Source organism: Methylobacterium sp. Leaf466, assembly GCF_001425565.1.
In the GTDB taxonomy this organism is placed as follows: Bacteria; Pseudomonadota; Alphaproteobacteria; order Rhizobiales; family Beijerinckiaceae; genus Methylobacterium.
Genome location: NZ_LMRC01000033.1, coordinates 41129 through 64515 on the forward strand (window position 1 = coordinate 41129; position 23387 = coordinate 64515).

Consider the following 23387-nt stretch of genomic DNA (forward strand, 5'->3'; position numbering starts at 1 on the left):
TCTCGGTCTCGAAACTACGGGTGGTGCGGGCTGCGGATCACTCCGCCGCCATCGGCACCGGATCGGAATGCGGGTTGGCGCTGTAGCGGTCGATACGGCGCTCGATCTCCGGCCGGAAGTGCCGGATCAGCCCCTGGATCGGCCAGGCCGCCGCGTCGCCGAGCGCGCAGATCGTGTGACCCTCGATCTGCTTGGTGACATCGAGGAGCATGTCGATCTCGCGGCGTTGGGCACGCCCTTCCGTCATGCGCTTCATGACCCGCCACATCCAGCCGGTGCCCTCGCGGCAGGGCGTGCATTGGCCGCATGACTCGTGCTTGTAGAAGTACGAGATGCGCGTGATCGCCGCGACGATGTCGGTGGACCTGTCGAGGACGATGACGGCGGCGGTGCCGAGGCCCGAACCGAGGTTTCGCAGGGTGTCGAAGTCCATCTTGGCGTCGATGATCTGCTCGGCCGGCACCAGCGGCACTGAGGAGCCGCCGGGGATCGAGCACAGGAGGTTGTCCCAGCCGCCGCGCATGCCGCCGCAATGCTTGTCGACGAGCTCGCGGAAGGTAATGCCGAGCTCTTCCTCGACGTTGCAGGGCGTGTTGACGTGGCCCGAGACGCAGAACAGCTTGGTGCCGGTGTTGTTCTTGCCCCCCAAGCCCGCGAACCACGCGCCGCCGCGGCGCAGGATGGTGCCGGCCACGGCGATCGACTCGACGTTGTTCACGGTGGTGGGGCAGCCGTAGAGGCCCATGTTGGCGGGGAAGGGCGGCTTGAGGCGCGGCATCCCCTTCTTGCCCTCGAGGGACTCCAGCAGCGCCGTCTCCTCACCGCAGATGTAGGCGCCGGCGCCGTGGTGGACGTAGATGTCGAACGGATAGCCGTGGACGTTGTCCTGGCCGACGAGTTTGGCCGCATAGGCCTCGTCGACGGCCTTTTGCAGGGCATGCTTCTCGGCGACGTATTCGCCGCGGATGTAGATGTAGCAGGCGTGCGCCGCCATCGCGAACGAGGCGAGCAGGCAGCCCTCGATCAAGAGATGCGGATCGTGCCGCATGATCTCCCGGTCCTTGCAGGTGCCGGGCTCGGATTCGTCGGCGTTGACCACGAGGTAGTGCGGACGGCCATCCGACTTCTTGGGCATGAACGACCACTTGAGGCCGGTGGGGAAGCCTGCGCCACCGCGCCCGCGCAGGCCGGACGCCTTCATCTCGTCGATCACCCAGTCCCGGCCCATCTCGAGCAGGAACTTGGTCCCGTCCCAGGCGCCGCGCTTTTTGGCCTCGTCCAGGCCCGGCGAATGCAGGCCGTAGAGATTGGTGAAGATGCGATCCTGATCGGAGAGCATGTCAGCGCCTCACTTGTCGGATGCTGCGAGGGCCGCAGCCTGCGCCACCCAGCCCTCGCGGTCGATGCGGCCCGGGAACGCGAGATAGGTGCCGACCCAGGCGACCTCGTCGCGGGTCCAGGCGGCGATCTGGTCGAAATGGTGGATCCCGAGCGCGTGAAGACGCGCCGCGTTGCCCGGTCCGATCCCCTTGATCCGGGTCAGCTCATCGGCCCGGCCGCCCCGTGCGGCGTCGAGGCCCGGCGGCCGTCTGCCCACGGCGTTGGCCCTCTGTTCCGGGCTGGCGTCCTTGGGCAGGCCCGCGATGGCTTTCGCGACGCGGGCTTCCTCGGCTTCCGCCGCGACCTCGCCGTCGCTGGCACCCGAGGCCACGGGCTGGGGCGGCGGCTCGCCGCGCGGCAGCGACGATTGCGTTCCCGCCTCGCCGCCCGACGCCTCGCCCGATGCGACGACGCCGGACGACTCCGTGTGGGTGCTCGCCGGCACCGGGGTCTGTCCGGCGGCGGCACGTTGGGCCGGCGCATCGATGGCATTGGTGCCGACCGCGCGCCCGGCATCGGGCCGCGCGGGCTTGGGATCGACCGCCGCGCGCCGCTCGGAGGAGGCCGCCTCGTCCTTGCCCTTGGCATCGGTCTCGTCGGCGGCCTGGTCCTCGAACCGCTTGCGCCAGGCGCCGACCCGCGACCCGTCGAACAGGCTCGCATCGGTGAGCGTGGCCGCCCCGGCCGCCGGCTCGGAGGAGACCCGCCCGACCTGCGAGCCGACCTTGACCGGACGCCCCGCCGCGAGGTCGTCCATCAGCACGCCGAGGGATTGGGGCGTGAGATCCTCGTAGTAATCCTGGTTGATCTGGGCCATCGGCGCGTTGCAGCAGGCACCCAGGCATTCGACCTCGAGCCAGGAGAAGTTGCCGTCGGCGCTGACGTGGCCGGGGGGGCCGAGGCGACCCTGGAGGTAGTCCTTCAGCTCGCGCGCGCCGCAGGAATCGCACGGCACCGTGCCGCAGAGCTGGATCCAGAACCGGCCGACCGGCTCCAGCGCGAACATCGTGTAGAAGGTCGCCACTTCGAGCACGCGGATGTGCGGCATGCCGAGCTCGTCGGCCACCGCCTCGATGGCCTTCTGCGGCAGCCAGCCGCCGTTCTGCTCCTGCGCCTTCCACAGAAGCGGGATCACCGCCGAGGCCTGCCGGCCCTCGGGGTACTTCTCGATTTGGCCCTTGGCCCATTCGGCGTTCTCGGGCGAGAACGCGAACGAGGCGGGCTGCTCGGCAGCGGGAGCGAGTCGACGGTTGGCCATCAGTCCTGAACCTTGATCCTCACCGGTCCACTTCGCCGAACACGATGTCCAGCGTGCCGAGCACGCAGGACACGTCGGCCAGCATGTGCCCGCGGCACATCCAATCCATCGCCTGGAGGTGGGCGAAGCCCGGAGCGCGGATCTTGCAGCGGTACGGCTTGTTGGTGCCGTCCGACACCAGATAGACGCCGAACTCGCCCTTTGGGGCCTCGACCGCGGCGTAGACCTCGCCGGGGGGCACGTGGAACCCTTCGGTGTAGAGCTTGAAGTGGTGGATCAGCGCTTCCATCGAGCGCTTCATCTCGCGGCGCGGCGGCGGCGCAACCTTGCCGTCGGTGGCCGCGATCGGACCCTGACCGGTGGGCTCGCGCAGCTTGGCGCAGCACTGCCGCATGATCTTGGCGGATTCCCGCATCTCCTCCATGCGGATGACCTGGCGATCGTAGGTGTCGCCGTTCTTTCCCACAGGGATGTCGAATTCCATCTCCTCGTAGCACTCGTAGGGCTGCGACTTGCGCAGGTCCCACGGGATGCCCGAGCCGCGCACCATCACGCCCGAGAACCCCCAGGCCATGGCCTCGTCCACCGTGACGATGCCGATGTCGACGTTGCGCTGCTTGAAGATGCGGTTGCCCATGACGAGGTTGTCGAGGTCGTCGACCACCTGCAGGAACGGGTCGATGAACGCCTCGATGTCGTCGATCAACGCGGGCGGCAGGTCCTGGTGGACGCCGCCGGGCCGGAAGTAGTTGGCGTGGAGGCGGGCACCGGACGCGCGCTCGTAGAAGATCATCAGCTTCTCGCGCTCCTCGAAACCCCAGAGCGGAGGCGTGAGGGCGCCGACGTCCATCGCCTGCGTGGTGACGTTGAGGAGGTGCGAGAGGATGCGGCCGATCTCGCAGAACAGCACCCGGATGAGCTGGGCGCGGCGAGGAACTTCGAGCCCGAGCAGCTTCTCGATGCCGAGGCAGAAGGCATGCTCCTGGTTCATCGGCGAGACGTAGTCGAGCCGGTCGAAATACGGCGTCGCCTGCAGGTAGGTCTTGTACTCGATCAGCTTCTCGGTGCCGCGATGGAGCAGGCCGATGTGCGGATCGACCCGCTCGACGATCTCGCCGTCGAGTTCGAGCACGAGGCGCAGCACACCGTGCGCCGCCGGATGCTGCGGCCCGAAGTTGATCGCGAAGTTGCGGATGTTGTGCTCGGTCATCGGGCGTCTCCGGAGCGAGCTGAGAAGGGCGAGTAGCGAGTAGCGAATAGCGAATAGCTGCGATGCATCATTGGTCGCTACCCTCTCGACCGGGCCTGATGGTTTGCAGAGAGCGAATCAAGGCGCGGAGCATCTTGCCGAGTTCATCGGATCGTTCCAGAAGACGGTCCACCTTGTCCCAGGCTAAGATACCTACGCGACCCGACAGGATCACGTGAGTTTCGAGTTCCTTCAGCGATCCTTGGGACATACGCAGAAATTGCACGAACGAACCAGACGTTTCGCGACCATGCCCTTCCGCGATGTTTGCAGCCACGGAGGCCGCGGCTCGCCTGATCTGCGAGGTAAGGCCGAACATCTCTTCGCGCGGAAACGTCCGCGTCTGCTCGTAGCATGCCTCAGCCAATACCATCGCGTCCTGCCAAACCTTCAAGTCCCGATAAGAGTTGATCGCCGAACGACCCAAGGCGCCCTCTATTCGCTACTCACTATTCGCCATTCGCCCCCTTACGCTTTCGCCTTCTCGTCGCCAGGCAGCACGTACTCCGTGCCCTCCCACGGCGACAGGAAGTCAAAGTTCCGGAATTCCTGGGTCAGCTTGACCGGCTCGTAGACCACCCGGGCCTCGTCCTGGTCGTAGCGGACCTCCACGAAGCCGGTCAGGGGGAAGTCCTTGCGCAGCGGGTGGCCCTCGAAACCGTAGTCGGTCAGCAGCCGGCGCAGGTCGGGGTGGCCCGAGAACAGGATGCCGTAGAGGTCGTAGGTCTCGCGCTCGAACCAGTTGGCGGCGGGAAACACGTCGATCGCGGAAGGCACCGGCGTGGTCTCGTCGGTCTCGACCTTCACGCGGATGCGGCTGTTATGGCGCAGCGAGAGCAGGTGGTAGACCACGTCGAAGCGCTTGGCCCGGCTCGGATAATCGGCGCCGCAGATGTCGATGAAGCAGCGGAAGGCGCAGGCCGGGTCGTCGCGCAGGAAGGTCAGTGCGGCGACGATGGCGTCGGCCGGGACGACCAGCGTCAGTTCGCCGAAGGCGATCGAACGGGAGACCACCGCCGCCCCGAGACCGGCGGCGACATGGTCGGACAGCGCCTGCAGCGCCGCCTCGCCGGTGGGCGCCTGGGTATGGTGCAGGATCGTGATGCCGTTGCTCATGCGATGACGTCCCCCCGCCTCTAGCGTTCGATGGTGCCGATGCGGCGGATTTTCTTTTGCAGGAGCAGGACGCCGTACAGCAGCGCTTCGGCCGTCGGCGGACAGCCCGGAACGTAGATGTCCACCGGCACGACGCGGTCGCAGCCGCGGACCACCGAGTAGGAATAGTGGTAGTAGCCGCCGCCGTTGGCGCAGCTTCCCATCGAGATGACGTAGCGCGGCTCCGGCATCTGGTCGTAGACCTTGCGGAGCGCGGGAGCCATCTTGTTGGTGAGCGTGCCGGCGACGATCATCACGTCGGACTGGCGCGGGCTTCCGCGCGGCGCGAAGCCGAAGCGCTCGCAGTCGTAGCGCGGCATCGACATCTGCATCATCTCGACGGCGCAGCAGGCGAGCCCGAAGGTCATCCACATCAGCGAGCCGGTGCGGGCCCAGTTGATGAGGTCGTCGGTGGAGGTGATCAGGAAGCCGCGGTCGGCGAGCTCGCTGCTGATCGACAGGAAGGTCGGGTCGTTGGCGCCCACGGGCTGGCCCGTGTTGGGATCGATGATCCCCTTGGGGGCCGGGGCGACCTGCGGGGCGCGGGAGATGTCGGGGCTGAAGGCCATCGGTTTCTCGGGATCAGGCTTCGGTCGGGGCGGGAGCGAAGGGCGCGGGCGCTAGTCCCACTCCAGGGCGCCCTTGCGCCACTCGTAGACGAACCCGACGGTGAGCACGCCGAGGAAGGCCATCATCGACCACATCCCGAACCAGCCGAGCTCTCCGAAGGTGATGGCCCAGGGGAACAGGAAGGCGACCTCGAGATCGAAGATGATGAACAGGATCGCCACCAGGTAGAAGCGCACGTCGAACTTCATGCGCGCGTCGTCGAAGGCGTTGAAGCCGCACTCGTAGGCCGAGAGCTTCTCCGGGTCGGGGCTGTTGTAGGCCACCAGGAACGGCGCCACGAGGAGGGCGGCGGCGATGAACAGAGACACGCCGATGAAGACGATGAGGGGCAGGTAATCCGCCAGCAGACCGGTCATGGGACGCCTCTCGCGCTCTTTTGGGGTCGTCGCGACGCCTGGCATATGACCCTTGCCAAGGCACCGACGGCGATGTGGAACTGGTCCAGTGTCAGACTGCGAGACCCGGCTTAGACGAGCACCCTGGGTGAAACAAGGGCACCCTGCGCCGCACAAATCGAGTGCTGTCATGCAGATGGGAGGCGCGGCGCGACTGGCAACACGACGGATCGGCGCAGATGGCCCGAGCCTTGCCGCACGAGCCCTGCCGCACGAGCCTTGCCGCGAATGCACGAGCCTGGCCGCGGATGATTGTCCGGACCGGCGTCGTCCCTCAATCGTCGCCCCGGCGATTCCCGTGCTTGACAGCCCCCACCCCCGTCCCTAAACCCCGCCCACCGACGCCCCGAGGGGCGCCGCAACGCCACGCGGGCGTAGCTCAGTTGGTTAGAGTGCCGGCCTGTCACGCCGGAGGTCGCGGGTTCGAGCCCCGTCGCCCGCGCCACGTTTCTCGACGCATTTCATCCTCCTCGCGATCGATCGCAGGTTTCTCCGTCTCCACGGAGCCCGTACCCGTGCCCTCATCGTGCCGTATGCGCGCAATGGGTGGGACCGTCCGAACAGGTGGGCCATCCTCACGATGACGTCCGTTTCGAAGATCGCCCGTCGCATCCTCGCCCTCGGTTTCGTGCTGGGGCTGGCAGGGTGCGGGACACCCGCGATCTTCGGCGAGCCGGCCCTTCCCACAAGCGTCGTGATCCTCGACGAGGAGGCCGCCGCGGCCGCGATCTCGCAATACCGGGCGCGGCACGGCCTGGGGCCGGTCACCGTCGATTCGGGTCTGGTGCGGGCCGCCTCGCTCCAGGCGCGGGTCAACGCCGAGGCCGGGCGCCTCAGCCACGACCTCGGCGGCGGCTTCCATGCGCGGATGGCGGCGGCCGGAGCCGGCAGGGCCTATGCGGCCGAGAACCTCGGCGCCGGGGCTACGACCTTCGACGAGGCCTTCGCCCGCTGGAAGGCCTCCTCCGAGCACAACAAGAACATGCTGATCCCGCAGCTCAAGCGGGTCGGCATCGCGAGGGTCGATGCGCCGGGCTCGCGCTACAAGCGGTTCTGGGCGCTGGTCCTGGCGAGCGGCTGACCCATCGCCGCCGGTCTTGCCCGTCAGTCCTTCGCGATGCAGGCGGCCACCCGGTCGGCCAGATCCAGCGACGCGGTCAGTCCCGGGCTCTCGATCCCCAGGAGGTTGACGAGACCGGCGATGCCGTGGGTCTCCGGTCCCTGGATCAGGAAATCGCGCGCCGGCTCGCCGCGGAGGCCGAGCTTGGGGCGGATGCCGGCATACCCGGGCTGGATCGTGCCGTCCGGCAACGCGGGCCAATAGCGCCGCACGGCGGCGTAGAACCCGTCCGCGCGGGCGGGATCGACGGCGTAGTCGAGGGGGGAGTCGACCCATTCCACGTCCGGCCCGAACCGCAGCTGGCCGCCCAGGTCGATGGTGATGTGCACCCCGAGGCCCGCCGCCTCCGGCACCGGATAGACGAGGTGCCGGAACGGCGAGCGTCCGGCATAGGTGAAGTAGCTGCCCTTGGCATAGGACAGCTGCGGCCGGTGCATGGCTGGAAAACCGTCGAGCCCCGCCAACAACCGGTCGGCGTGCAGGCCGGCACTGGTGACGACGGTTTTGGCCAGAAGCCGCGTCTCGACGCCGGCGGCATCCCTGGCGCGCAGCATCACCCCGTCCGCACCGATCTCGCCGCCGACGACCGTGGTGCCGAAAGCGATCATCCCGCCGGCGTCCTCGAAGTCGCCCCGCAGTGCCAGCATGTATCCGTGCGAATCGACGATGCCGGTCTCGCGCGAGAGGAGCGCGGCCCGGCACCGCAACGCCGGTTCGAGGCCGGCGACGGCGGCCGCGCTGAGCCGGTCCAGTCCCTCGACGCCGTTGGCGAGGCCGTTGGCGTAGAGCGCGTCGAGCCGCGCGACCTCGCCCTCGTCGCAGGCCACGACGAGCTTGCCGCAGCGCCGGTGGGCGATGCCGCGCGCCTCGCAATAGGCATAGAGCCGGTGGCGTCCGCTCAGGCAGCTTTGCGCCTTCAGGCTCGCTTGAGGATAGTAGAGCCCGGCATGAACGACCTCGCTGTTGCGCGACGAGGTCTCGGTGCCGATCGCCAGGGCCGCTTCGAGGAGGACGACCTCACGCCCGGCGAGAGCCAGGGCACGGGCACAGGCGAGGCCGACGACCCCGGCCCCCACCACGACGCACTCGACGGTCTCCATCGGGCGATCGCCTCACTTGCGGCCGTGGTCCGCGAAGGACCTGCGGCCATGATCCGCAAACGTCCTGCGGCCGTGATCCGCGAAGGATGTGGTGGGCGGTGACGGGCTCGAACCGCCGACCCTCTCCGTGTAAAGGAGACGCTCTACCAACTGAGCTAACCGCCCGCATCGTCCCGGGCTCGTACCGGATGCGGGTGTGCGGGTGCAAGCCCCGGCGGATCGGTCGCCGGCGGGACCGAGGTCTGCCCGCGGTCATGATGGAGAGCGACCTGTGTCGAGCCCGAGAGATCTCAAGGTTCAGATGGCGGCCGAGACGCGGGCCCGGGAGCGGGCCCAGGCGCTCGCTCGCTCCGAATCGGCCAGGGCCGCGCGTGCCGAAGCCGCGCTGAAGGCGATGGAAGCGGACCGGGACCAGTGGAAGGCGAAAGCCATGGCGGCCGACCCTCAGATGACGACGGCGATGGAGACGGTGTGATGGCGGGCCTCAAGGAGAAGCGCGGCTTCATCGACAAGGACAGGCTCGATCTCTCCGAGCGCAGGGCGGTCGCCCATTGGATGAAGCGCTGGGGCGTGAGCGAGGATCAGATCGTCACCGCCCACCGCAAAGCCGGACACATGGTCAAGGACATCGCGGCCGAGCTCGGCAAGAAGCGGTGATCCGACCGGAACCGGTGATCGGAGAGGCTGAACGCCGTCCTCGAACCGGACGGGTTCAGTACGGATAGCCGTAGGGCGGCGAAGGCCGCGGGCCGCGCCGGTCGTAGCGGACGGGACGGTCGCCGCGCCCTTCGTACGCACCGAGATAGGGGTCGAGCCGGGGACTGCGGTAGTTGCCGTTGTTGACGCCGGCGGAGCGGTCGTTTCCGCTCTCGGCCGCATAGGGTGACAGCCCGCTCCCGCTGCCACTTCCACCGCGCGCAAACGCGGGCGATGCCAGGGCGCCCACGACGGCCGCCGCCAGGACGATCCGTACTGTCGACGACGCGCGCATGGCAATCTCCTCTGCTCGGGAAGAACGCCCCGATGGGGCGTCCACCCGGCCGCCTGTCGAAACGCCGTTCCGACCATGTCAACGGCGGCTGTCATCGGCGGTTCCGATGCCGGCGCCCGCCCGTGCGGTCTCGCTTTGGCATGAGCTGTGCTGACGGTGTCATGCCGATACGGGCGGGCGCCGGCATGACACCGGAGAGTGATCTGATCGGCATCGCCATCTCCGGGGAGGACCTCGACCGGCCGGCACAACTGACGATCTGGCCGTTCTGCGCGGCCGGCGCCGACGGTGGTGGCGCCAAGGGGGTCGAACCCCGCGACATGCCAAGCCTGCGACAGGCCCTGGACGAGGCCTTCGCCGCCCTGAGGGCGGCCACCGGCTCGCCGTGGATCATCACCGACAGCGGGCTCATCCTCACGCCGGCCAGCCTGCTCGCCCTCCTGCCCCATGCCGCCGCCATCGAAGGCGCCGCCATCGAAGGCGCCATCTTCGACGCCGCGACGTTCGAAGCCCCCGGCGCTTAAGCCGCCGCTAACCATTCCGGCGGACGGATCGGATCGCAGTCGCCCCCGTCGGGCACACTGCCGGCCGAGTCGGAGACGCGCGATGTTCCTGTTGATGTTTGCGGCCATCGGCGGCGGCCTCGCGACGGCGTCGATCCTGTCGCCCTTCGGCGCCACCCTCGCCGCGGTCGGCGCCCCGTTCGGCGGCAGCCTGTGCGCCCTCCTGGCGGCCGTCTACCTGACCCGCCACGGTGCCGATGCGGTCGACCGGATCGGCCGCGACGGGCATGACGAGGAGCGCCGGACGGATGCCCTGGTGGCGGCCCTGCGCGATGTCGCCGCCCGCGGCGCGGTCGTCCCGCAAGACGTCGTCGCCCAAGACATCGGCGCCCAAGACGTCGGCGCCCAAGACATCGTCCCCAAGGAGGCCGGTACGAAGGTGGACGGGACCAGCCGGTCTCGTGTCGCCTGACTCCGTCCCTCGCAGAGCCGCCGTCGCGAACCGCCGGAAACCATCGGATACACGACGTGCCTTGTGGCCGCACGCCGGCGTACCTTAAGGGTGGAGGGGGCAAGTCTTCGATCGTCTTGACCCTCGGTTTCCTGTCCTCGGTTTTCTGTCCTCGGTTTTTGCGGAATGTCGATCGACGATCTCACCTGGACCGTGCTGCAGCCGCGGGAGAATCGCTGGTCCGGCCTCGGTCAGAGGCCGGTCATCGCGTGGTTCACGGGGTTGTCCGGTGCCGGCAAGTCGACCATCGCCAACGCCGCCGACCGCGCCCTGACCGTGGCCGGGCGCCACACCATGGTGCTCGACGGCGACAACCTCCGCAGCGGCCTCAACCGCGATCTGGGCTTCAGCACGCAGGACCGCAACGAGAACGTCCGCCGCGCGGCCGAGACGGCGGCGCTGATGGCCGAGGCGGGCCTCGTCTGCATCGTGTCCCTGATCTCGCCCCTGCGGGCGGAGCGCGAGACCGCCCGGCGCATCGCGGGCGATATCCCCTTCCTCGAGGTCTTCGTGAGCACGCCGCTGCCGGTCTGCGAGGCCCGCGACCCCAAGGGGCTCTACCGGCGGGCCAGGGCGGGGCAGGTCAAGGACTTCACCGGGATCTCGGCACCCTACGAGCCGCCCATCGATCCCGACCTCACGCTGGCGACCCAGGGCTGCACGGCGGCCGAATCGGCCGGCCCGCTCGTCGCGGAGATCCTGGGGCTGAGTGCGTGGACGACGGTGCGGGAGGGCCCCCGCGGCCCCTGAGCGACCGCGCCATCCGCACCGCAAATCCATCGCGGCCAAGCCTCACGACCGATGGCCCCAATTCCATGCGTTCGCCGTACCTCGCTCACCGGAGCGGCCTCGCCACCGAACCCAAGGACGACCCGACCTCCTCATGCGCCGCGGAATCGTTCACATCGGGATGCCCCGCACGGGCTCGACCTCGCTGCAGGTCGTCCTCACCCACCTGAGGCCTTACCTGCCGGCCCGCGGCATCCTCTACCCCGAGATCAAGCCGCGTTCCGTCGCCTGGGTCTCCCCCAACCATCAGGTTCTGGGCGAAACCTTCGAGGGCCGTCGGCCGGCCCACGAGAGGGCCGAGTGCCTGGCGCTTCTCGCGCGGACGTTGGCAGAGACGCGGGCCGACACCGTCATCCTGTCGTACGAAAATTTCGCCCAGTACCATCCGCGTCTCGGCGTGCCCGAGCTGCTTGCCTCCATCCTGTCGGCGCATGGCTTCGCCATGGAGATCGCGGTGGTCGTGAAGGCCCCGTCCGAGCAGCTCAACTCGGTCTACAGCCATCGCGCCCAGCTGATCCACGAGACGCGCGGCTTCCGCGCCTACGCCGAGCGGGCCTGGCCCTCGGGCTGGTTCGATTACGATGCCCTGGTGGAGCCCTGGGTCGCGGCGGCGCAGGGGCGCATCACCGCCATCCCCCTGCGCGACCGCCGCTCGGACGCGTCCCTGCTGGAGCGTGTCCTGACCGGCATCGGTCTCTTCGACCGGATCGGCGACCTGATCGGCCCGGCCGACCACGGCCTCGTGCGCAATCGCTCCCCCGGGCCGATCGCCGTCGAGGCGAGCCGCCGCCTGCGCAGCTTGCGCGTCCACCGCCAGACCCGCGTCCATACCCGCGCGATCGGCCATTTCATCGACGAGCACGCCTGGGCGAGGGGATGGGATCCGGTTCCCTTCCTCGGCGACGCCCCGGATCTGCTCCGTCGCATCGACGCGCATTACGGCCCGACCAACGACCGCTTCGCCCGGCGCGTCTGGGGGGCGCCGTGGGCGGCCGTGGCCAGGGACGCCACGGACCGCGAACCGAACGAGCTCGCGGGGCGGCCGATCCCGCCCGAAACCGAGGAGGCCGTCGCCTGGCTGATGGACCGGACCATGGCGCACCACGGCTTTCGCCGGCCGCCGCGGTGGTGGTGCCAGGCCATGAACCGGCTCGAGGACGGGGCCACCCGCCTGGCGCCGCTGGTCCGCACCCGCGGCTGGCGCGTGACCTGACCGATCGCGCGGGATCGGGCGCGATCCTTGCCCGTTGACGGCGCTGGCACCGCGCCCGGACGCCCCGCAAGGACATGACGATGGACACCACGCCGCTTCCCCACACCACCTTCCATGCGCCGGCCGTCCTGCTGTCGGGCCCCGTCGACCACGACATGTACCGGCAGTTCCGGCGCCAGCTCGACGCCGCCGCCGAGCGCACCCTCGTGGTGGTCGAACTCTCCACCCTCGGTGGCGACCCGGAGGTGGCGCGCATGATGGGCGAGGACATCCGCTTCAACAGCGAGATCGCCCCCGAGCGCCGGTTCGCCTTCCTCGGCAAGGCCGCGATCTACTCCGCCGGCACCACCTTCATGAGCTTCTTCGCGCGCCACAACCGCTACCTCACCCGCGGCACGCGCCTGATGATCCACGAGCGCAAGCTCTCGAAGGAGCTCAAGATCAACGGGCCGCTCACCACCTGCGTCGCCACCGTGAAGGCGGCCCTGCACGAGATCGAAGCCTCCATCGCCATCCAGAACGAGGGCTTCGCCCACCTTATCAAGGGCTCGCGCGTCACCATGAACGAGGTGCTCGATCGCGCGCCCTCGAATTGGTACATCGAGGCCGAGGAGGCGCGTGGCCTCGGGCTGATCGAGGCCGTCCTCTGACCGGGCCGGCCGCTGCTCGGCCGTGACCGTCCCGATGCGCGAGGCACGCGCCGGCGGGACGAGAAGCGCTCCAGGATACGGTTGCCGTTCGATCCGAGCGGGAGCCGCGTCAGCTCGCGAGCGACAGCACCACCGCGCGGGGCGCCAGGCGCTCGGCGATCCGCTCGGCCAGGTACTCCGTATCCTGGGCGATGCCGGAGAAGCGGCCCGAGCCCCAGGTGTGGAGCCAGGGCAGCCCGACGAAGGACAGGCCCTCCACGGCGGTGACCCCGCGCCTGTGGACCGGCAGGCCGCGGTCGTCGAAGACCGGGGCGTCGACGAAGCCGAAGTCGGCGCGGAACCCCGTCGCCCAGACCAAGGCGCCGATGCCGGCGGCCGCGCAATCGAGGGTTCGGGGAGCCGCCGCAGGCTGCCAGACCGGCCGGTAATGCGCCTCTGCCGGTGCCACGATACCCTTGGCCGCGATGTGCCGGTCGATGGCCCCCTGGATGCCGACGTAGACCGCGTCGGCGCCGTCGAGGTTCTTCCCGAGGTCGTCGGCGAAGCGGAGGGTGCCGCCCGCGATGCCGGTCAGCCGCCCGTGCAGGGCCATGCCGTCGCGCGCGAAGCGGCGCAGGTCGATGTCGCGGCCGCCGTCGCGGCCGGTGAGGTAGTGGTTGGCCTTGCGCCGCACGTCCTGCCCGAGGGGATGGTCCTCGACCGAGAGATCGTACTGGCCCATCTCGGCCAGCCAATCGACGGCGTCGCGGCCACGGTAGCGGCGCGGACAGCGCGGCGCGCTGCCGACCACGAGGTGCACTTGGCGCCCGGCCAGATGCAGGTCCTCGGCGATCTGGCAGCCCGATTGGCCCGAGCCCACCACCAGCACCGCGCCCGCCGGCAGCTGCGCCGGATTGCGATACGCCGACGAGTGGATCTGCGCGATGCCAGCGGGGAGGCCGGCGGAGAAGGCCGGGATCGCGGGCACGTGGTAGCCGCTGATCGCCATCACCACCGTGTCGGCGCAATAGGTGCCGGCCTCGGTGTCGACGGTGAACCCGCCCTCCGGCCGGGGGCGGACCGCGGTCACGCCGACGCCGGTCATCAGGGGCGCTTCGATCGACCGGGCATAGGCTTCGATGTAGGCGACGATCTCGTCCCTGCCCATGAACCCGTGGGGATCGTCGCCCGCGTAGGGGAACCCCGGCAGCCGGCACTGCCAGTTCGGGGTGACGAGGCAGAAGCTGTCCCAGCGCTGGGTCTTCCAGGCGCTGGCGACGCCGCTCTTCTCGAAGACCAGGTGCTCGATGCCGCGCTCCTTGAGCTGACGGCTCATCGACAGCCCGGCCTGGCCGCCGCCGACCACGATCGCGGGGAGGTGGCGCGCGGCGGAATCCGCTCGGGTCTCGGTCATGCGGTCTCTCCTCGGAGTGTCGGTCGTGGTGGCGCCTTCAGCCCTCGAAGCGCTCGACGAGGACGTCGCCGTCGGGCGCCTGGGACCCGGCACCGGCTTCGATGCGCGCGAGCTGGCTCATGGCGAGGCTGCAGGGAAAGCCGTAGCGGGCCGCGACCCGGTCGCTGGCGATGACGAGGGCGGTGCGGCTGCGCGCCACGAACTCGGCGAGGGGATAGGCCTGCCCGACCGTGAAATGCTCCTTGATGACCAGGGACGGCGAGTAGCAGGCCTCGCGCCGGCCGTCGGGCCAGCGGATGTGGAAGTGCATCTCGGGCATGGTCTGGCCTCTCACGCATCGGACAGGGCGCGCTTGCGGTCGCCGCAGGTGGCGTAGGCCGCCACGTGCTTGGCGGCGCAGGCGCGCCAGGAGTGGCGTCCGGCGATACCGGGGCCCGCTGCGACGAGGCGGGCGCGCAGATCGGGCGCGAGGACCGCCAGCATCGCCGCGGCGATGGCCGGCACGTCCTCGGGGTCGACGAACAGGGTGTCGCCGGGCGTCAGGTACTCGGTGAAGGGGGCGAGATCGGCGACGATGGTCGGGGTCCCGCTCGCCATCGCCTCCAGCACGCTCAGGCCGAACCCCTCCTTGAGGGAGGGGAACACCAGGGCGTCGGCGAGGCGGTAGAACGCGGGCATCGCCTCCTGCGGCACCGGGCCGGTGCGGATCACCGCCTTGCCCACGCCGACGTCGAGCCCGGCCCGGTCGAGGGCCGCCCGGCACCGGGCCTGGTAGCCGGCATGGTCGAGGAGGGAGGCGCCGCCGACCACCACGAGCTGCGCCTCCGGCCTGTCGGCGCGGACGCGGGCGAAGGCCTCGATGATGCGAAGGGCGTTCTTGCGCTCCTCGAACCCGCCCACCGAGAGATAGACCGGTCCGGGCCCGATGCCCCATTCGGCACGCAGGGCCGCGTCGCGCTCGCTCGGGACGGGACCGTAGGCGCTGGTGTCGACGCCGTTGCCGACGCTGTCGGCGCAGAGCCCGTAGTCGCGCTTGAGGGTCTCCTGCCACAGGCGGCTGACGCACAGCAGCGTCGTCGCTTCGTAGATCGCGCGGTCGTGCCAATAGGCGAGCTGCGGTTCGGCGAACTGGTCGAGGTGGTGCACGGTGCGCACGAAGGCCGGGATCAGCCGGCGGCGCATCAGGGTGGTCAGCGCGTTGCCGCTGATCGCGTCCTGGGCGTGGAACACGTCGAAATCGCAGGCCGCGGGCGAGGCGAAGTGGCGCTGGTAGTCGGCGATGCGCGCGCCCACCAGTTCGGCGGTGGAACCGGCCATGGGCCGGGCCGCCACCGGGACGGTGCGACAACGGGCGGCGCGGAAGAAGCCCTGGCCGCCGGGATCGGGCGCATGCACCACCGCGTCGTGGCCGAGTTCGGTCAGCGCCTCGCCGAGGCAGAGCGCATGGACCACGCCCCCGCGCGGGTTGGTGGAATGGGTGAGGATCGCGATGCGCAACGGACGCTCTCTCATGGGCTCATGCTCATGCGCTCATGATCCTGCGCTCATGCCGCCGCAGCCGATCAGGGGACTGCCGGCGAAGTCCCAGACCACGGCCTCCTCCTCGCCCGCGACGATCCGCACCACCCGGCTCGCATCGACCGTGCCGATCGCGGAAGCCGCGATCCCGCGGGCCGCGAACCGGTCGAGGACGGCTCCGAGCCGGTCGGGCGCGACGCTCAGGAGGTAGCCGTAGCTCGGGAAGGCGGTGAGCCAGCGGGCGAGGGGGACGTCGGGGGGGCGCGGGATGCGGTCGAGGACGATGGCCGCCCCGACGCCCGAACATTCGAGCAGCATCAGCGCGGTGCCGACGACGCCGGCCATGCTGATGTCCTTGCCCGCTTCCGCGAGGCCGTCCTCGGCGATCTGCGCCAGCAGGCCGACGTCGGCGCGCAGGCGCCCGGGCGGGGCGCCGGTGGCGGCGTCCCAATAGGGATGCGGCTCCCGGAACCGGCCCCGCAGGTCGATGGCGGCGACGAGGAGGTCGCCGGGTCTCGCGGCAAAGCTCGTCAGGAGCCGCTCGGCCCGGCCGAGGATCGCCACGGCGAGGTGTTCGGCGCCGGCGCGGGCGTTGGTGTGGCCGCCCACCACCGGCACGCCGTAGGTCTCGGCCCCGGCCCGCAGGCCCGCCAGGATCGGTTCGGCCTGTGGCTGGTCGCGGCTCCACAGGGCGTCCACCACCGCGATCGGCCGGCCGCCCATGGCCGCGATGTCGCTCACGTTGACCATCACCCCGCAGAAGCCCGCGAAATACGGGTCCGCGGCGACGAAGCCGTCCAGGAAGCCCTCGATGGCCAGGAGCAGGAAGCCGTCGCCGTCCGGGATCGCCGCGCAATCGTCGCCCAGCGGCACCGCCGCGTCCCTGTCGCCGAGGCCCAGGCGGGCGACCACCGCGTCGATGTCGCGCTTGTGGGCGACGCCGCGGCCTTCGCGGATGCCGCGGGCGATCTCGGCGAGGGTCGGCACGACGGTCATCCAAGTCCCCCGCCGCCCGCCCGCCGCAGCAGCGTCACGAGACCGGTCTCGGGGTCGGCCATGGCCGGGTAGCGGGTCAGATCCGCCTGCATCAGAGCATGCGGCAGGCCGTGAAGGTCGAGGGTGTCGAGGGCGACCCAGTGCAGGGCCTCGAACAGGGCGACGTTGCGGCCCTGGACGTGGGCGAGGAAGCGGGTGCAGCCGCGCGCATGGGCGGAGGCCACCGCCACGTGGATGAGCCCGGCCCCCAGCGCCCCGATCCGCCGGTAGTCGGCCGCCACCGCCAGGCGCGAGCCCCACCATTCGCCGGGGGTCTGCGTGTCCGCGTGGATGCGCACGGTGCCGACGACGGCATCGGCCTCGCCGCCGAGGGTGGAGAGGGCGCAGATCGGGATCGCCCGGGCGTCGACGGCGTCGGTATCGTCGCCCGGAAACACCGCCTGCTCCTGGCAGAAGACCCGCCGGCGCAGGGCGGCGGTGCCGGCCCGCTCCCAGTCCGAGGTCGCGAACTTGATGCGGAAGTGGCTCGGCTGATAGGGCGGGACCGGCTCGAACATCGCGCTCACCGCTCGTAGGCCGAGAGCGCCGAGCAGGCGCCGCAGCGGCCGCAGCCGGCCTTGATGTCGGTGGAGCGCAGGCCGGCCGCCGCCAGCATCCGCGAGAGCGGCTGCAGGATGTCGTGCATGAACGCCGGCGAGGGGGCGGGGTGGCTCTCCAGCGGGGTTCCCGAGATCGGCACGAACGGCACCACGAAGGGGTAGACGCCCATGGCGATCAGCCGCTCGGCCATGGCGAGAACCGCCTCGCGGGTGTCTCCGAGACCGGCCAGGATGTAGGTGGAGACCTGGCCGCGGCCGAACACCGGCACGGCGGCGGCGAAGGCCTCGTCGTAGCGTTCGAGCGGGACGTCGGCCTTGCCGGGCATGATGCGGGCGCGCACCTCCGGCGTCACCGCTTCGAGGTGCATGCCGAGGGCATCGATGCCCGAGGCCTTCATCCGCTCGAACCAGCGGTCGTCGTCGGGGGGCTCGCATTGCGCCTGGATCGGCAGGTCGACGGCGGCCTTCACGGCGAAGGCGCTCTCGCAGAGCACCTCCGCGCCGCGGTCGGTGGCGTTGGGCGTGCCCGTGGTCATGACCATGTGCTTGACGCCGTCGAGCAGCACGGCGGCGCGGGCGACCTCCGCCAGTTGCTGCGGGCTCTTGCGGGCGACGGTGCGGCCGGCTGCCAGCGACTGGCCGATGGCGCAGAACCGGCAGGTCTTGGTGCGGCTGGCGTAGCGGATGCAGGTCTGCAGCACGGTGGTGGCGAGCACGTCGCGCCCGTGCAGCACCGCGATCTGCGAATAGGGCACGCCGTCGAGGGTCTGCAGCGCATGGAAGCGCGGCTTGCCGGGAAAGCTCACCCGGCCGATCACCTCGCCGTCGTGCTCGATCGCGCTCGACCCGTCGGCGTCCGGCCGTCGCACCAGGTAGGGTGATTCGAAGGCTCCGGCGGTATGGACCGGCACCATCACGGTGCGGCCGGCGATGGTCAGCGCCTTGTGGTCGCTCGGCCCCGCGCCGCCGCGCCGGCTCTCGACGCCGTGGCGGGTGTCAGCCAGCCTGACCCCGAACGACTGCAAGGCGTTGATCAGGCGCTCCGTCGGCATGCCCGGATGGGGCAGGCCCCGGGTGACGGCCGGGATGGCCGGAGTGGTCAGAAGCGGGCTGTCGCTCATCGCACTGTCGCTCATGGGTCTGGCTCCGGTCGTGAGGGGGCGCGTCGCGGGTGGTGACGACGGTGCGGGCGGGGCGGGCGTCGTGGTTGAGGCTCAGCAGTTCGGGGCGGGCGTAGTGCCCGACCGAATCCATCATCCGCTTGCGCTTGGTCACCAGCGCCATGTCCATGTCGGCGATCAGGATGCCCTCGCCCTGCGTCATGGGCGGCGCCAGGTGCCGCCCCTCGGGCGAGACGATGGCGGTGCAGTTGCCCCCCCGCAGCGCCCCGCGCAGGGTCTCGTCCGGGCAGATCGCGGCGATTTGGTCGTCCCTGAGCCAGCCGGTGGCGTTGACGACGAAGGCGCCGGCTTCCAGCGCGTGGTGGCGGATCGTCACCTCCATCTGGTCGGCGAAGACTTGGCCGACCATCGATCCGGGAAATTGCGCCGCGTGGATCTCCTCGTGCTGGGCCATCAGCGCGTAGCGGGCGAGCGGGTTGTAGTGCTCCCAGCAGGCCAGCGCCCCGACGCGGCCCACCGCCGTCTCCACGACGGTCAGCCCGGCCCCGTCGCCCTGACCCCAGACCATCCGCTCGTGGTAGGTCGGCGTGATCTTTCGGCGTTTCAGCAGCAGCGCGCCGTCGGCGTCGAAGACGAGCTGGGCATTGTAGAGGGAGCCGTGGTCGCGCTCGTTGACCCCGAGCACGATCACCGCGTTCGCCCGGCGCGCGGCCGCCGAGACCGCCTGCGTCACCGGGCCGGGCACCGTCACCGCGCCCTCGTAGAGCCTGAGGTGCGCCGGCCCCTGCGCCGCCGGCGGAGCGATGAACGAGAAGTACGGATAGTACGGCACGAAGGTCTCGGGGAACACGATGAACCGCGCGCCCTTGCCCGCCGCCTCGTCGATCGCCGCGAGCACCCGGTCCAGGGTCGCGGCCGGATCGTCGAGGTCGGGGGCGATCTGGACCGCCGCCGCCCGCACGATGCGTTGTTCGGACATGGGTGGGGTCCTCGGCATTGAGCTCCGTGGTGCGCCTGTCCCTCCCCCTTTTTGCGGGGGAGGGTTCGGTCGCGCGTCAGACCGTCCAGGTGTCGATCACCACCGCGTTGTCGCGCTTGTGCAGCAGGACGAGGTCGAGGACGTCGGTGGGGGCGATCGGGCGGATGCCCTCGATCAGCGAGGGCTCGCCGTGGCCGTAGAGGGCCTGGAGCGCGAAGCGGCAGGCGTAGACCTTGCCCCCCTCCGCGATGAACTTGGCGATCTGGTTGTTCATGTTCATGTGGCCGGGGAAGGCCTCGTCGCCCAGCGTCGGGAAACCGCGCTGGATGCCCAGCGTCACGCCGGGGCCGTAGAGGAGAACCGAGGTCTCGAAGCCCTTGCGCAGCAGGCGGGTCGCCTGGAGCAGGTTCACGAAGCCGATCGAGCCCTCGAAGGCGACGGTGTGGAAGGTCACCAGCGCCTTCTGGCCCGGCTCGGCCTTCACGTCCTCGAAGACCTTCTCCTCGTAGTCGACGAAGTAATCGCCCTTCTTGTGGTGTTCGGCGCTGACGGCGGGCATCGGTTCCACTCCCGGAAGACCAGTCTTGACCGCGACATCGGCCGAGTCGGCGGCGTCACCGGGATTGGCAAGGCGTGTGCCAGCCGCCGCGGTCGTCGCGTCCGGGCGATGGTGCCTTGGGAAATGCGGTCAATCGGCCGGTCAATATCGGAGGACGCGGCGTGATCGCGGATTCGGCAGCAATGCACAACGACACGGCGTCTGCTGCATCGCGTGGCACTGTCACGGAGATTGTCATCGGATATACTTGTATGGATCGAACGGTTCGGTCGTCGTTCCATGGGGTCGACATGCCGGCACGGCGATTGCGATCCGGTCAATGTACGATTGATCGCATGATGACCGGACCGAGCAGGATGACCAGGACCGCACGACCCGACACCGGAGCCGCCGCCGGAGCGTGGACGCCCGATCTGCGCCCCTGGGGCAAGCCGCATTATCTCGCCCTCGTCGATGCCATCGCCGACGACGTCCGCACCGGGCGGCTCGCGGCGGGCCGGCGCCTGCCGCCCCAACGGGTGCTGGCCCAGCGTCTCGGCCTCAACTTCACCACCGTGGCGCGCGGCTACGTCGAGGCGCAGCGCCGCGGCCTCGTCGAGTCGCGGGTCGGCCAGGGCACCTTCGTGCGCGGGCCCGCCGCCGCGCCGAGCCAAAGGCGGGAGGCGAGCCAGCGCCGCCTCGGCCCCGTCGACTTCACGATGAACCTGCCGCCCGAGCCCGACGACCCGGCCCTGCTCGCGCGGATGCAGGCGGGGCTGGAGGCGGTCTCGCACGACCTGCCCAACCTGCTGCGCTACCAGGGGTTCGGCGGCACCCTCGAGGACAAGGAGGCCGCCGCGGCCTGGCTCGCCCAGCGCGGTATGGTCGCGCCGCGCGACCGGCTGCTGCTCTGCCCCGGCGCGCATGCGGCGCTCGCCGCGATCCTCGGCCTCGTCGCCAAGCCCGGCGACACCATCTGCGCCGAGGCGCTCACCTACCCCGGCCTGCGGGCGCTGGCCGCCCACCAGGGCCTCAAGGTCGCCGGCCTGCCGATGGATGCGCACGGCATCGACGCGGATGCCTTCGCGGCGGTCTGCACCCGGCTCGCCCCCAAGGCGCTCTACCTCAACCCGATCCTGCAGAACCCGACGACGCGCACGATCACCCGCGAGCGGCGGGAGGCGATCGTGACCGTGGCCCGGCGCTACGACGTGGCCATCGTCGAGGACGACGCCTACGGCTTCGTGCCGGAGGCGCCGCCGCCGAGCTTCTACGCGCTCGCCCCGGAGATCACCTACCTTGTGGCCGGCCTCTCGAAGTGCCTCGGGGCCGGCCTGCGCCTCGCCTACGTCCTGGCCCCGAGCGCCCGGGCCGCCCTGCCGCTCACCGCCGCCCTGCGCGCCGCGACGGTGATGGCCTCGCCGATCACCGCGGCGCTCGCCACCCGCTGGATCGAGGACGGGACGGCCGCCGCCGTCCTGGCGTTCGTGCGGGCCGAATCCCGGGCCCGCCAGGCCATCGCCGCCGCCATCCTGCCGCGGGAGGGCGTCACCGCCGATCCCGAGGGCTTCCATCTCTGGCTGTCGCTGCCCGAGGGTTGGACGCGCTCGGCCTTCGCCAGCCAGGCCCGGTCCGCCGGCCTCGGCACCGTGACGAGCGACGCCTTCACGGCGCTGGGGCCGCCGCCCGAGGCGGTGCGGATCTGCCTCGGCGGCATCGCCGGGCGAGACGAGATCGCCCAGTCCCTGGAGGTCATCGCCCACGCGCTGGGCCGGTCGCCGGCGCTCGCCTCGGCCTATATCTGAGCGGTCTTGCCATGGCCTACCGGGCCTGTGCCGCACCGACGCGGCGTCGGAACATCGCTCGCCTCCCCCGGTTGGCGACTCCCGACAGCCAACGACGAGCGACCCGTTCCACCATGGACCACCTGCGTTCCTGCGTTCTGCCATCGTCCGCGATGGCGATTCCCACCAACGACGGCGAGCATCCCCTCGCGATCGAATTGCGGGCATTCATCAAGGCGCCGGATTTTCCCTGCGTCGGTGCCAAATCGGCGATCGCGCGGGGGCAGTTGCGGATCCTCGTGGCCCGGGACATCGCCTCCGGCTGGGACGACATGCGGATCTACCCCGCCCTTCTTGCCTTCATCTGCCGGTACCGGGCGCGGCCGGACCTGTTCCAGAGTTTCGCGGTGATCTTCGAGGGGCCCGACGCGACCTCCGAGGAGGCGTTCGAGCGGCATCTCTGGGCTCGCGCCCAATCGCTCTCCGACAAAGACGGCTTCCTCGGGCAGCGCTACGACGCCAGCGTCGATCCCGACCCCGAGAACCCGCATTTCTCGCTCTCCTTCGGCGGCGAGGCGGTCTTCCTCGTCGGCCTGCATCCGGGCGCCAGCCGCCCGGCCCGGCGGTTCTCGCGGCCGGTCATCGTTTTCAACCTGCGCGCCCAGTTCGAGCAGCTGCGCCAGGAGGGCCGCTACGAGACCCTGCGCTCCTCGATCCTGTCGCGGGACGTGGCTCTCGCCGGCTCGATGAACCCGATGATCGCCCGCCACGGCGAGGCCTCGGAGGCCCGGCAGTACAGCGGGCGCGCGGTGGGCGAGGATTGGGCGTGCCCGTTCAAGGGCAGAGATATCTCGGGTCGGGCCACGTCCGGGGCCGACGAGCGTGCCAAGGGGGGCCGCGATGCCGCGTGAAACCGTCCGCGGCGAGATCCCGCCCCGCTCCGGCACCGCCTTCACCCTCGACAAGGGCGACCGGCTGCGGGTGATCGACCCGGAGGGCGAGCAGGTCGCCGACCTGCTGGCCTTCGCCCGCGCCGACCTCGACGAGGTGATCTCCTCCGGGCGCACCCTCGACTACGCCAGCCGCATCTACCTGACCACCGGCGACCCGATCTACTCCAACCGCTCGACCGTGCTCCTGCGCATCGTCGAGGACACCGTCGGGCGCCACGACTTCCTGCTGACGCCGTGCTCGGCCGACACCTTCCGGATCATCTACGGCGACGAGGCGCCCCATCGCGGCTGCTTCGGCAACCTCGCGGCGGCGCTCGCACCCTACGGCATCGCGCCCGACCGCATCCCGGTGGCCTTCAACGTGTTCATGAACGTCGTCGTCGACGGGACGACCGGGGCCCTGCGCGTCGAGGCGCCCTTGAGCCGCGCGGGCGACAGCGTGACGTTCCTGGCCGAGACCGACCTCGTCATCGGCCTCACCGCATGCTCGGCGCTGCAGTCGAACAACTACGCCTTCAAGCCGATCCGCTACGAGATCGAACCGGCTGCCTGACCGGACGCG

At 70.3% G+C, this 23387-nt stretch carries 28 protein-coding genes and 2 tRNA genes; 12 read left to right on the forward strand and 18 right to left on the reverse strand.

Going from position 1 to position 23387, the window contains the following annotated elements; genetic code table 11:
• Nucleotides 1–37 precede the first annotated feature (37 nt).
• From nuoF to ASG59_RS15165, 7 genes are all read right to left on the reverse strand, one after another.
• Nucleotides 38–1339 (reverse strand): NADH-quinone oxidoreductase subunit NuoF, encoded by a 1302-nt coding sequence (gene nuoF / locus ASG59_RS15140; RefSeq protein WP_055879141.1) that lies wholly within the window; start codon nucleotides 1337–1339, stop codon nucleotides 38–40.
• Between the two features lie 9 nt (nucleotides 1340–1348).
• Nucleotides 1349–2638 carry an NADH-quinone oxidoreductase subunit NuoE gene (gene nuoE, locus ASG59_RS15145; protein WP_056409782.1) on the reverse strand — a complete coding sequence of 430 codons (1290 nt, stop codon included), beginning with the start codon at nucleotides 2636–2638 and terminating at the stop codon, nucleotides 1349–1351.
• Between the two features lie 19 nt (nucleotides 2639–2657).
• Nucleotides 2658–3848, reverse strand: coding sequence for an NADH-quinone oxidoreductase subunit D (locus ASG59_RS15150; protein WP_056409785.1), 1191 nt, complete (start codon nucleotides 3846–3848; stop codon nucleotides 2658–2660).
• 67 nt (nucleotides 3849–3915) lie between these two features.
• Entirely contained in the window at nucleotides 3916–4314 is a 399-nt protein-coding gene (locus tag ASG59_RS20075; RefSeq protein WP_274533810.1) for a four helix bundle protein, read from the reverse strand.
• A 41-nt stretch (nucleotides 4315–4355) separates the two neighbouring features.
• Nucleotides 4356–5003, reverse strand: coding sequence for an NADH-quinone oxidoreductase subunit C (locus ASG59_RS15155; protein WP_056409789.1), 648 nt, complete (start codon nucleotides 5001–5003; stop codon nucleotides 4356–4358).
• A gap of 20 nt (nucleotides 5004–5023) precedes the next feature.
• The gene (locus ASG59_RS15160; RefSeq protein ID WP_055879127.1) at nucleotides 5024–5611 is read right to left on the reverse strand and encodes an NADH-quinone oxidoreductase subunit B; all 588 of its coding nucleotides are present in this window, start codon (nucleotides 5609–5611) and stop codon (nucleotides 5024–5026) included.
• A 51-nt stretch (nucleotides 5612–5662) separates the two neighbouring features.
• Nucleotides 5663–6028, reverse strand: a complete 366-nt coding sequence (locus ASG59_RS15165) for an NADH-quinone oxidoreductase subunit A (protein ID WP_055879124.1) — start codon at nucleotides 6026–6028, stop codon at nucleotides 5663–5665.
• 407 nt (nucleotides 6029–6435) lie between these two features.
• On the opposite strand from ASG59_RS15165, the gene ASG59_RS15170 reads away from it, so the two are divergent.
• Nucleotides 6436–6512, forward strand: a tRNA-Asp gene (locus ASG59_RS15170).
• A 135-nt stretch (nucleotides 6513–6647) separates the two neighbouring features.
• Nucleotides 6648–7148 (forward strand): CAP domain-containing protein, encoded by a 501-nt coding sequence (locus tag ASG59_RS15175; protein WP_055881044.1) that lies wholly within the window; start codon nucleotides 6648–6650, stop codon nucleotides 7146–7148.
• A gap of 23 nt (nucleotides 7149–7171) precedes the next feature.
• Here ASG59_RS15175 and ASG59_RS15180 read toward each other — a convergent pair whose 3' ends face one another.
• Both ASG59_RS15180 and ASG59_RS15185 read right to left on the reverse strand, forming a co-directional pair.
• Nucleotides 7172–8287: an NAD(P)/FAD-dependent oxidoreductase gene (locus ASG59_RS15180; RefSeq protein WP_056409792.1), complete on the reverse strand. Its 1116-nt coding sequence runs from the start codon at nucleotides 8285–8287 to the stop codon at nucleotides 7172–7174.
• An 89-nt stretch (nucleotides 8288–8376) separates the two neighbouring features.
• A tRNA-Val gene (locus ASG59_RS15185) sits at nucleotides 8377–8452 on the reverse strand.
• A gap of 106 nt (nucleotides 8453–8558) precedes the next feature.
• On the opposite strand from ASG59_RS15185, the gene ASG59_RS15190 reads away from it, so the two are divergent.
• Together ASG59_RS15190 and ASG59_RS15195 are read left to right on the forward strand one after the other, a co-directional pair.
• A complete protein-coding gene (locus ASG59_RS15190; RefSeq protein ID WP_055879117.1) occupies nucleotides 8559–8762 on the forward strand; it encodes a hypothetical protein in 204 nt (67 codons plus the stop codon).
• On the forward strand, nucleotides 8762–8944 hold the full coding sequence (locus ASG59_RS15195; RefSeq protein WP_055879114.1) for a DUF3606 domain-containing protein: 183 nt from the start codon (nucleotides 8762–8764) through the stop codon (nucleotides 8942–8944). Before ASG59_RS15190 ends, ASG59_RS15195 begins: the two co-directional genes overlap by 1 nt.
• A gap of 55 nt (nucleotides 8945–8999) precedes the next feature.
• Here the strand turns inward: ASG59_RS15195 and ASG59_RS15200 are convergent, their stop codons facing one another.
• The gene (locus ASG59_RS15200; protein ID WP_056409795.1) at nucleotides 9000–9278 is read right to left on the reverse strand and encodes a hypothetical protein; all 279 of its coding nucleotides are present in this window, start codon (nucleotides 9276–9278) and stop codon (nucleotides 9000–9002) included.
• A gap of 185 nt (nucleotides 9279–9463) precedes the next feature.
• Here ASG59_RS15200 and ASG59_RS20970 point away from each other — a divergent pair, with 185 nt between their 5' ends.
• From ASG59_RS20970 to ASG59_RS15225, 5 genes are all read left to right on the forward strand, one after another.
• Nucleotides 9464–9802 (forward strand): hypothetical protein, encoded by a 339-nt coding sequence (locus ASG59_RS20970; RefSeq protein WP_056409800.1) that lies wholly within the window; start codon nucleotides 9464–9466, stop codon nucleotides 9800–9802.
• A gap of 82 nt (nucleotides 9803–9884) precedes the next feature.
• Nucleotides 9885–10253: a hypothetical protein gene (locus ASG59_RS15210; RefSeq protein ID WP_200945971.1), complete on the forward strand. Its 369-nt coding sequence runs from the start codon at nucleotides 9885–9887 to the stop codon at nucleotides 10251–10253.
• Nucleotides 10254–10418: 165 nt separating this feature from the next.
• A complete protein-coding gene (cysC, locus tag ASG59_RS15215; protein WP_055879108.1) occupies nucleotides 10419–11042 on the forward strand; it encodes an adenylyl-sulfate kinase in 624 nt (207 codons plus the stop codon).
• Between the two features lie 133 nt (nucleotides 11043–11175).
• The gene (locus tag ASG59_RS15220; RefSeq protein ID WP_056409805.1) at nucleotides 11176–12294 is read left to right on the forward strand and encodes a hypothetical protein; all 1119 of its coding nucleotides are present in this window, start codon (nucleotides 11176–11178) and stop codon (nucleotides 12292–12294) included.
• A gap of 80 nt (nucleotides 12295–12374) precedes the next feature.
• A complete protein-coding gene (locus ASG59_RS15225) occupies nucleotides 12375–12944 on the forward strand; it encodes a hypothetical protein (protein ID WP_056280438.1) in 570 nt (189 codons plus the stop codon).
• A 109-nt stretch (nucleotides 12945–13053) separates the two neighbouring features.
• On the opposite strand, the gene ASG59_RS15230 is transcribed toward ASG59_RS15225, so the two are convergent.
• The 8 genes from ASG59_RS15230 to ASG59_RS15265 form a co-directional block, all read right to left on the reverse strand.
• Nucleotides 13054–14337: an MSMEG_0569 family flavin-dependent oxidoreductase gene (locus ASG59_RS15230; RefSeq protein WP_056409808.1), complete on the reverse strand. Its 1284-nt coding sequence runs from the start codon at nucleotides 14335–14337 to the stop codon at nucleotides 13054–13056.
• A gap of 37 nt (nucleotides 14338–14374) precedes the next feature.
• Entirely contained in the window at nucleotides 14375–14656 is a 282-nt protein-coding gene (locus ASG59_RS15235) for an MSMEG_0570 family nitrogen starvation response protein (protein ID WP_055879096.1), read from the reverse strand.
• A gap of 11 nt (nucleotides 14657–14667) precedes the next feature.
• A complete protein-coding gene (locus tag ASG59_RS15240) occupies nucleotides 14668–15849 on the reverse strand; it encodes an MSMEG_0565 family glycosyltransferase (protein WP_056409811.1) in 1182 nt (393 codons plus the stop codon).
• Between the two features lie 18 nt (nucleotides 15850–15867).
• Nucleotides 15868–16851 carry a sll0787 family AIR synthase-like protein gene (locus ASG59_RS15245; RefSeq protein WP_056409814.1) on the reverse strand — a complete coding sequence of 328 codons (984 nt, stop codon included), beginning with the start codon at nucleotides 16849–16851 and terminating at the stop codon, nucleotides 15868–15870.
• On the reverse strand, nucleotides 16848–17408 hold the full coding sequence (locus tag ASG59_RS15250) for an MSMEG_0567/Sll0786 family nitrogen starvation N-acetyltransferase (protein ID WP_056409817.1): 561 nt from the start codon (nucleotides 17406–17408) through the stop codon (nucleotides 16848–16850). The genes ASG59_RS15245 and ASG59_RS15250 overlap by 4 nt, the downstream gene beginning before the upstream one ends.
• Nucleotides 17409–17413: 5 nt before the next feature.
• Nucleotides 17414–18502, reverse strand: a complete 1089-nt coding sequence (locus tag ASG59_RS15255) for an MSMEG_0568 family radical SAM protein (RefSeq protein ID WP_056281091.1) — start codon at nucleotides 18500–18502, stop codon at nucleotides 17414–17416.
• Complete coding sequence (locus ASG59_RS15260; protein ID WP_056409820.1) at nucleotides 18447–19550, reverse strand: Nit6803 family nitrilase; 1104 nt, start codon at nucleotides 19548–19550, stop codon at nucleotides 18447–18449. Before ASG59_RS15260 ends, ASG59_RS15255 begins: the two co-directional genes overlap by 56 nt.
• Nucleotides 19551–19626: 76 nt before the next feature.
• Complete coding sequence (locus ASG59_RS15265) at nucleotides 19627–20109, reverse strand: MSMEG_0572/Sll0783 family nitrogen starvation response protein (RefSeq protein ID WP_055881039.1); 483 nt, start codon at nucleotides 20107–20109, stop codon at nucleotides 19627–19629.
• Nucleotides 20110–20465: 356 nt separating this feature from the next.
• Here ASG59_RS15265 and ASG59_RS15270 point away from each other — a divergent pair, with 356 nt between their 5' ends.
• The 3 genes from ASG59_RS15270 (at nucleotide 20466) to ASG59_RS15280 (ending at nucleotide 23378) form a co-directional block, all read left to right on the forward strand.
• Entirely contained in the window at nucleotides 20466–21893 is a 1428-nt protein-coding gene (locus ASG59_RS15270) for a PLP-dependent aminotransferase family protein (protein WP_156399263.1), read from the forward strand.
• 152 nt (nucleotides 21894–22045) lie between these two features.
• Nucleotides 22046–22783, forward strand: coding sequence for a guanitoxin biosynthesis heme-dependent pre-guanitoxin N-hydroxylase GntA (gene gntA, locus ASG59_RS15275; protein ID WP_056409824.1), 738 nt, complete (start codon nucleotides 22046–22048; stop codon nucleotides 22781–22783).
• On the forward strand, nucleotides 22773–23378 hold the full coding sequence (locus tag ASG59_RS15280) for an urea carboxylase-associated family protein (protein ID WP_056409826.1): 606 nt from the start codon (nucleotides 22773–22775) through the stop codon (nucleotides 23376–23378). The genes gntA and ASG59_RS15280 overlap by 11 nt, the downstream gene beginning before the upstream one ends.
• Nucleotides 23379–23387 lie beyond the last annotated feature (9 nt).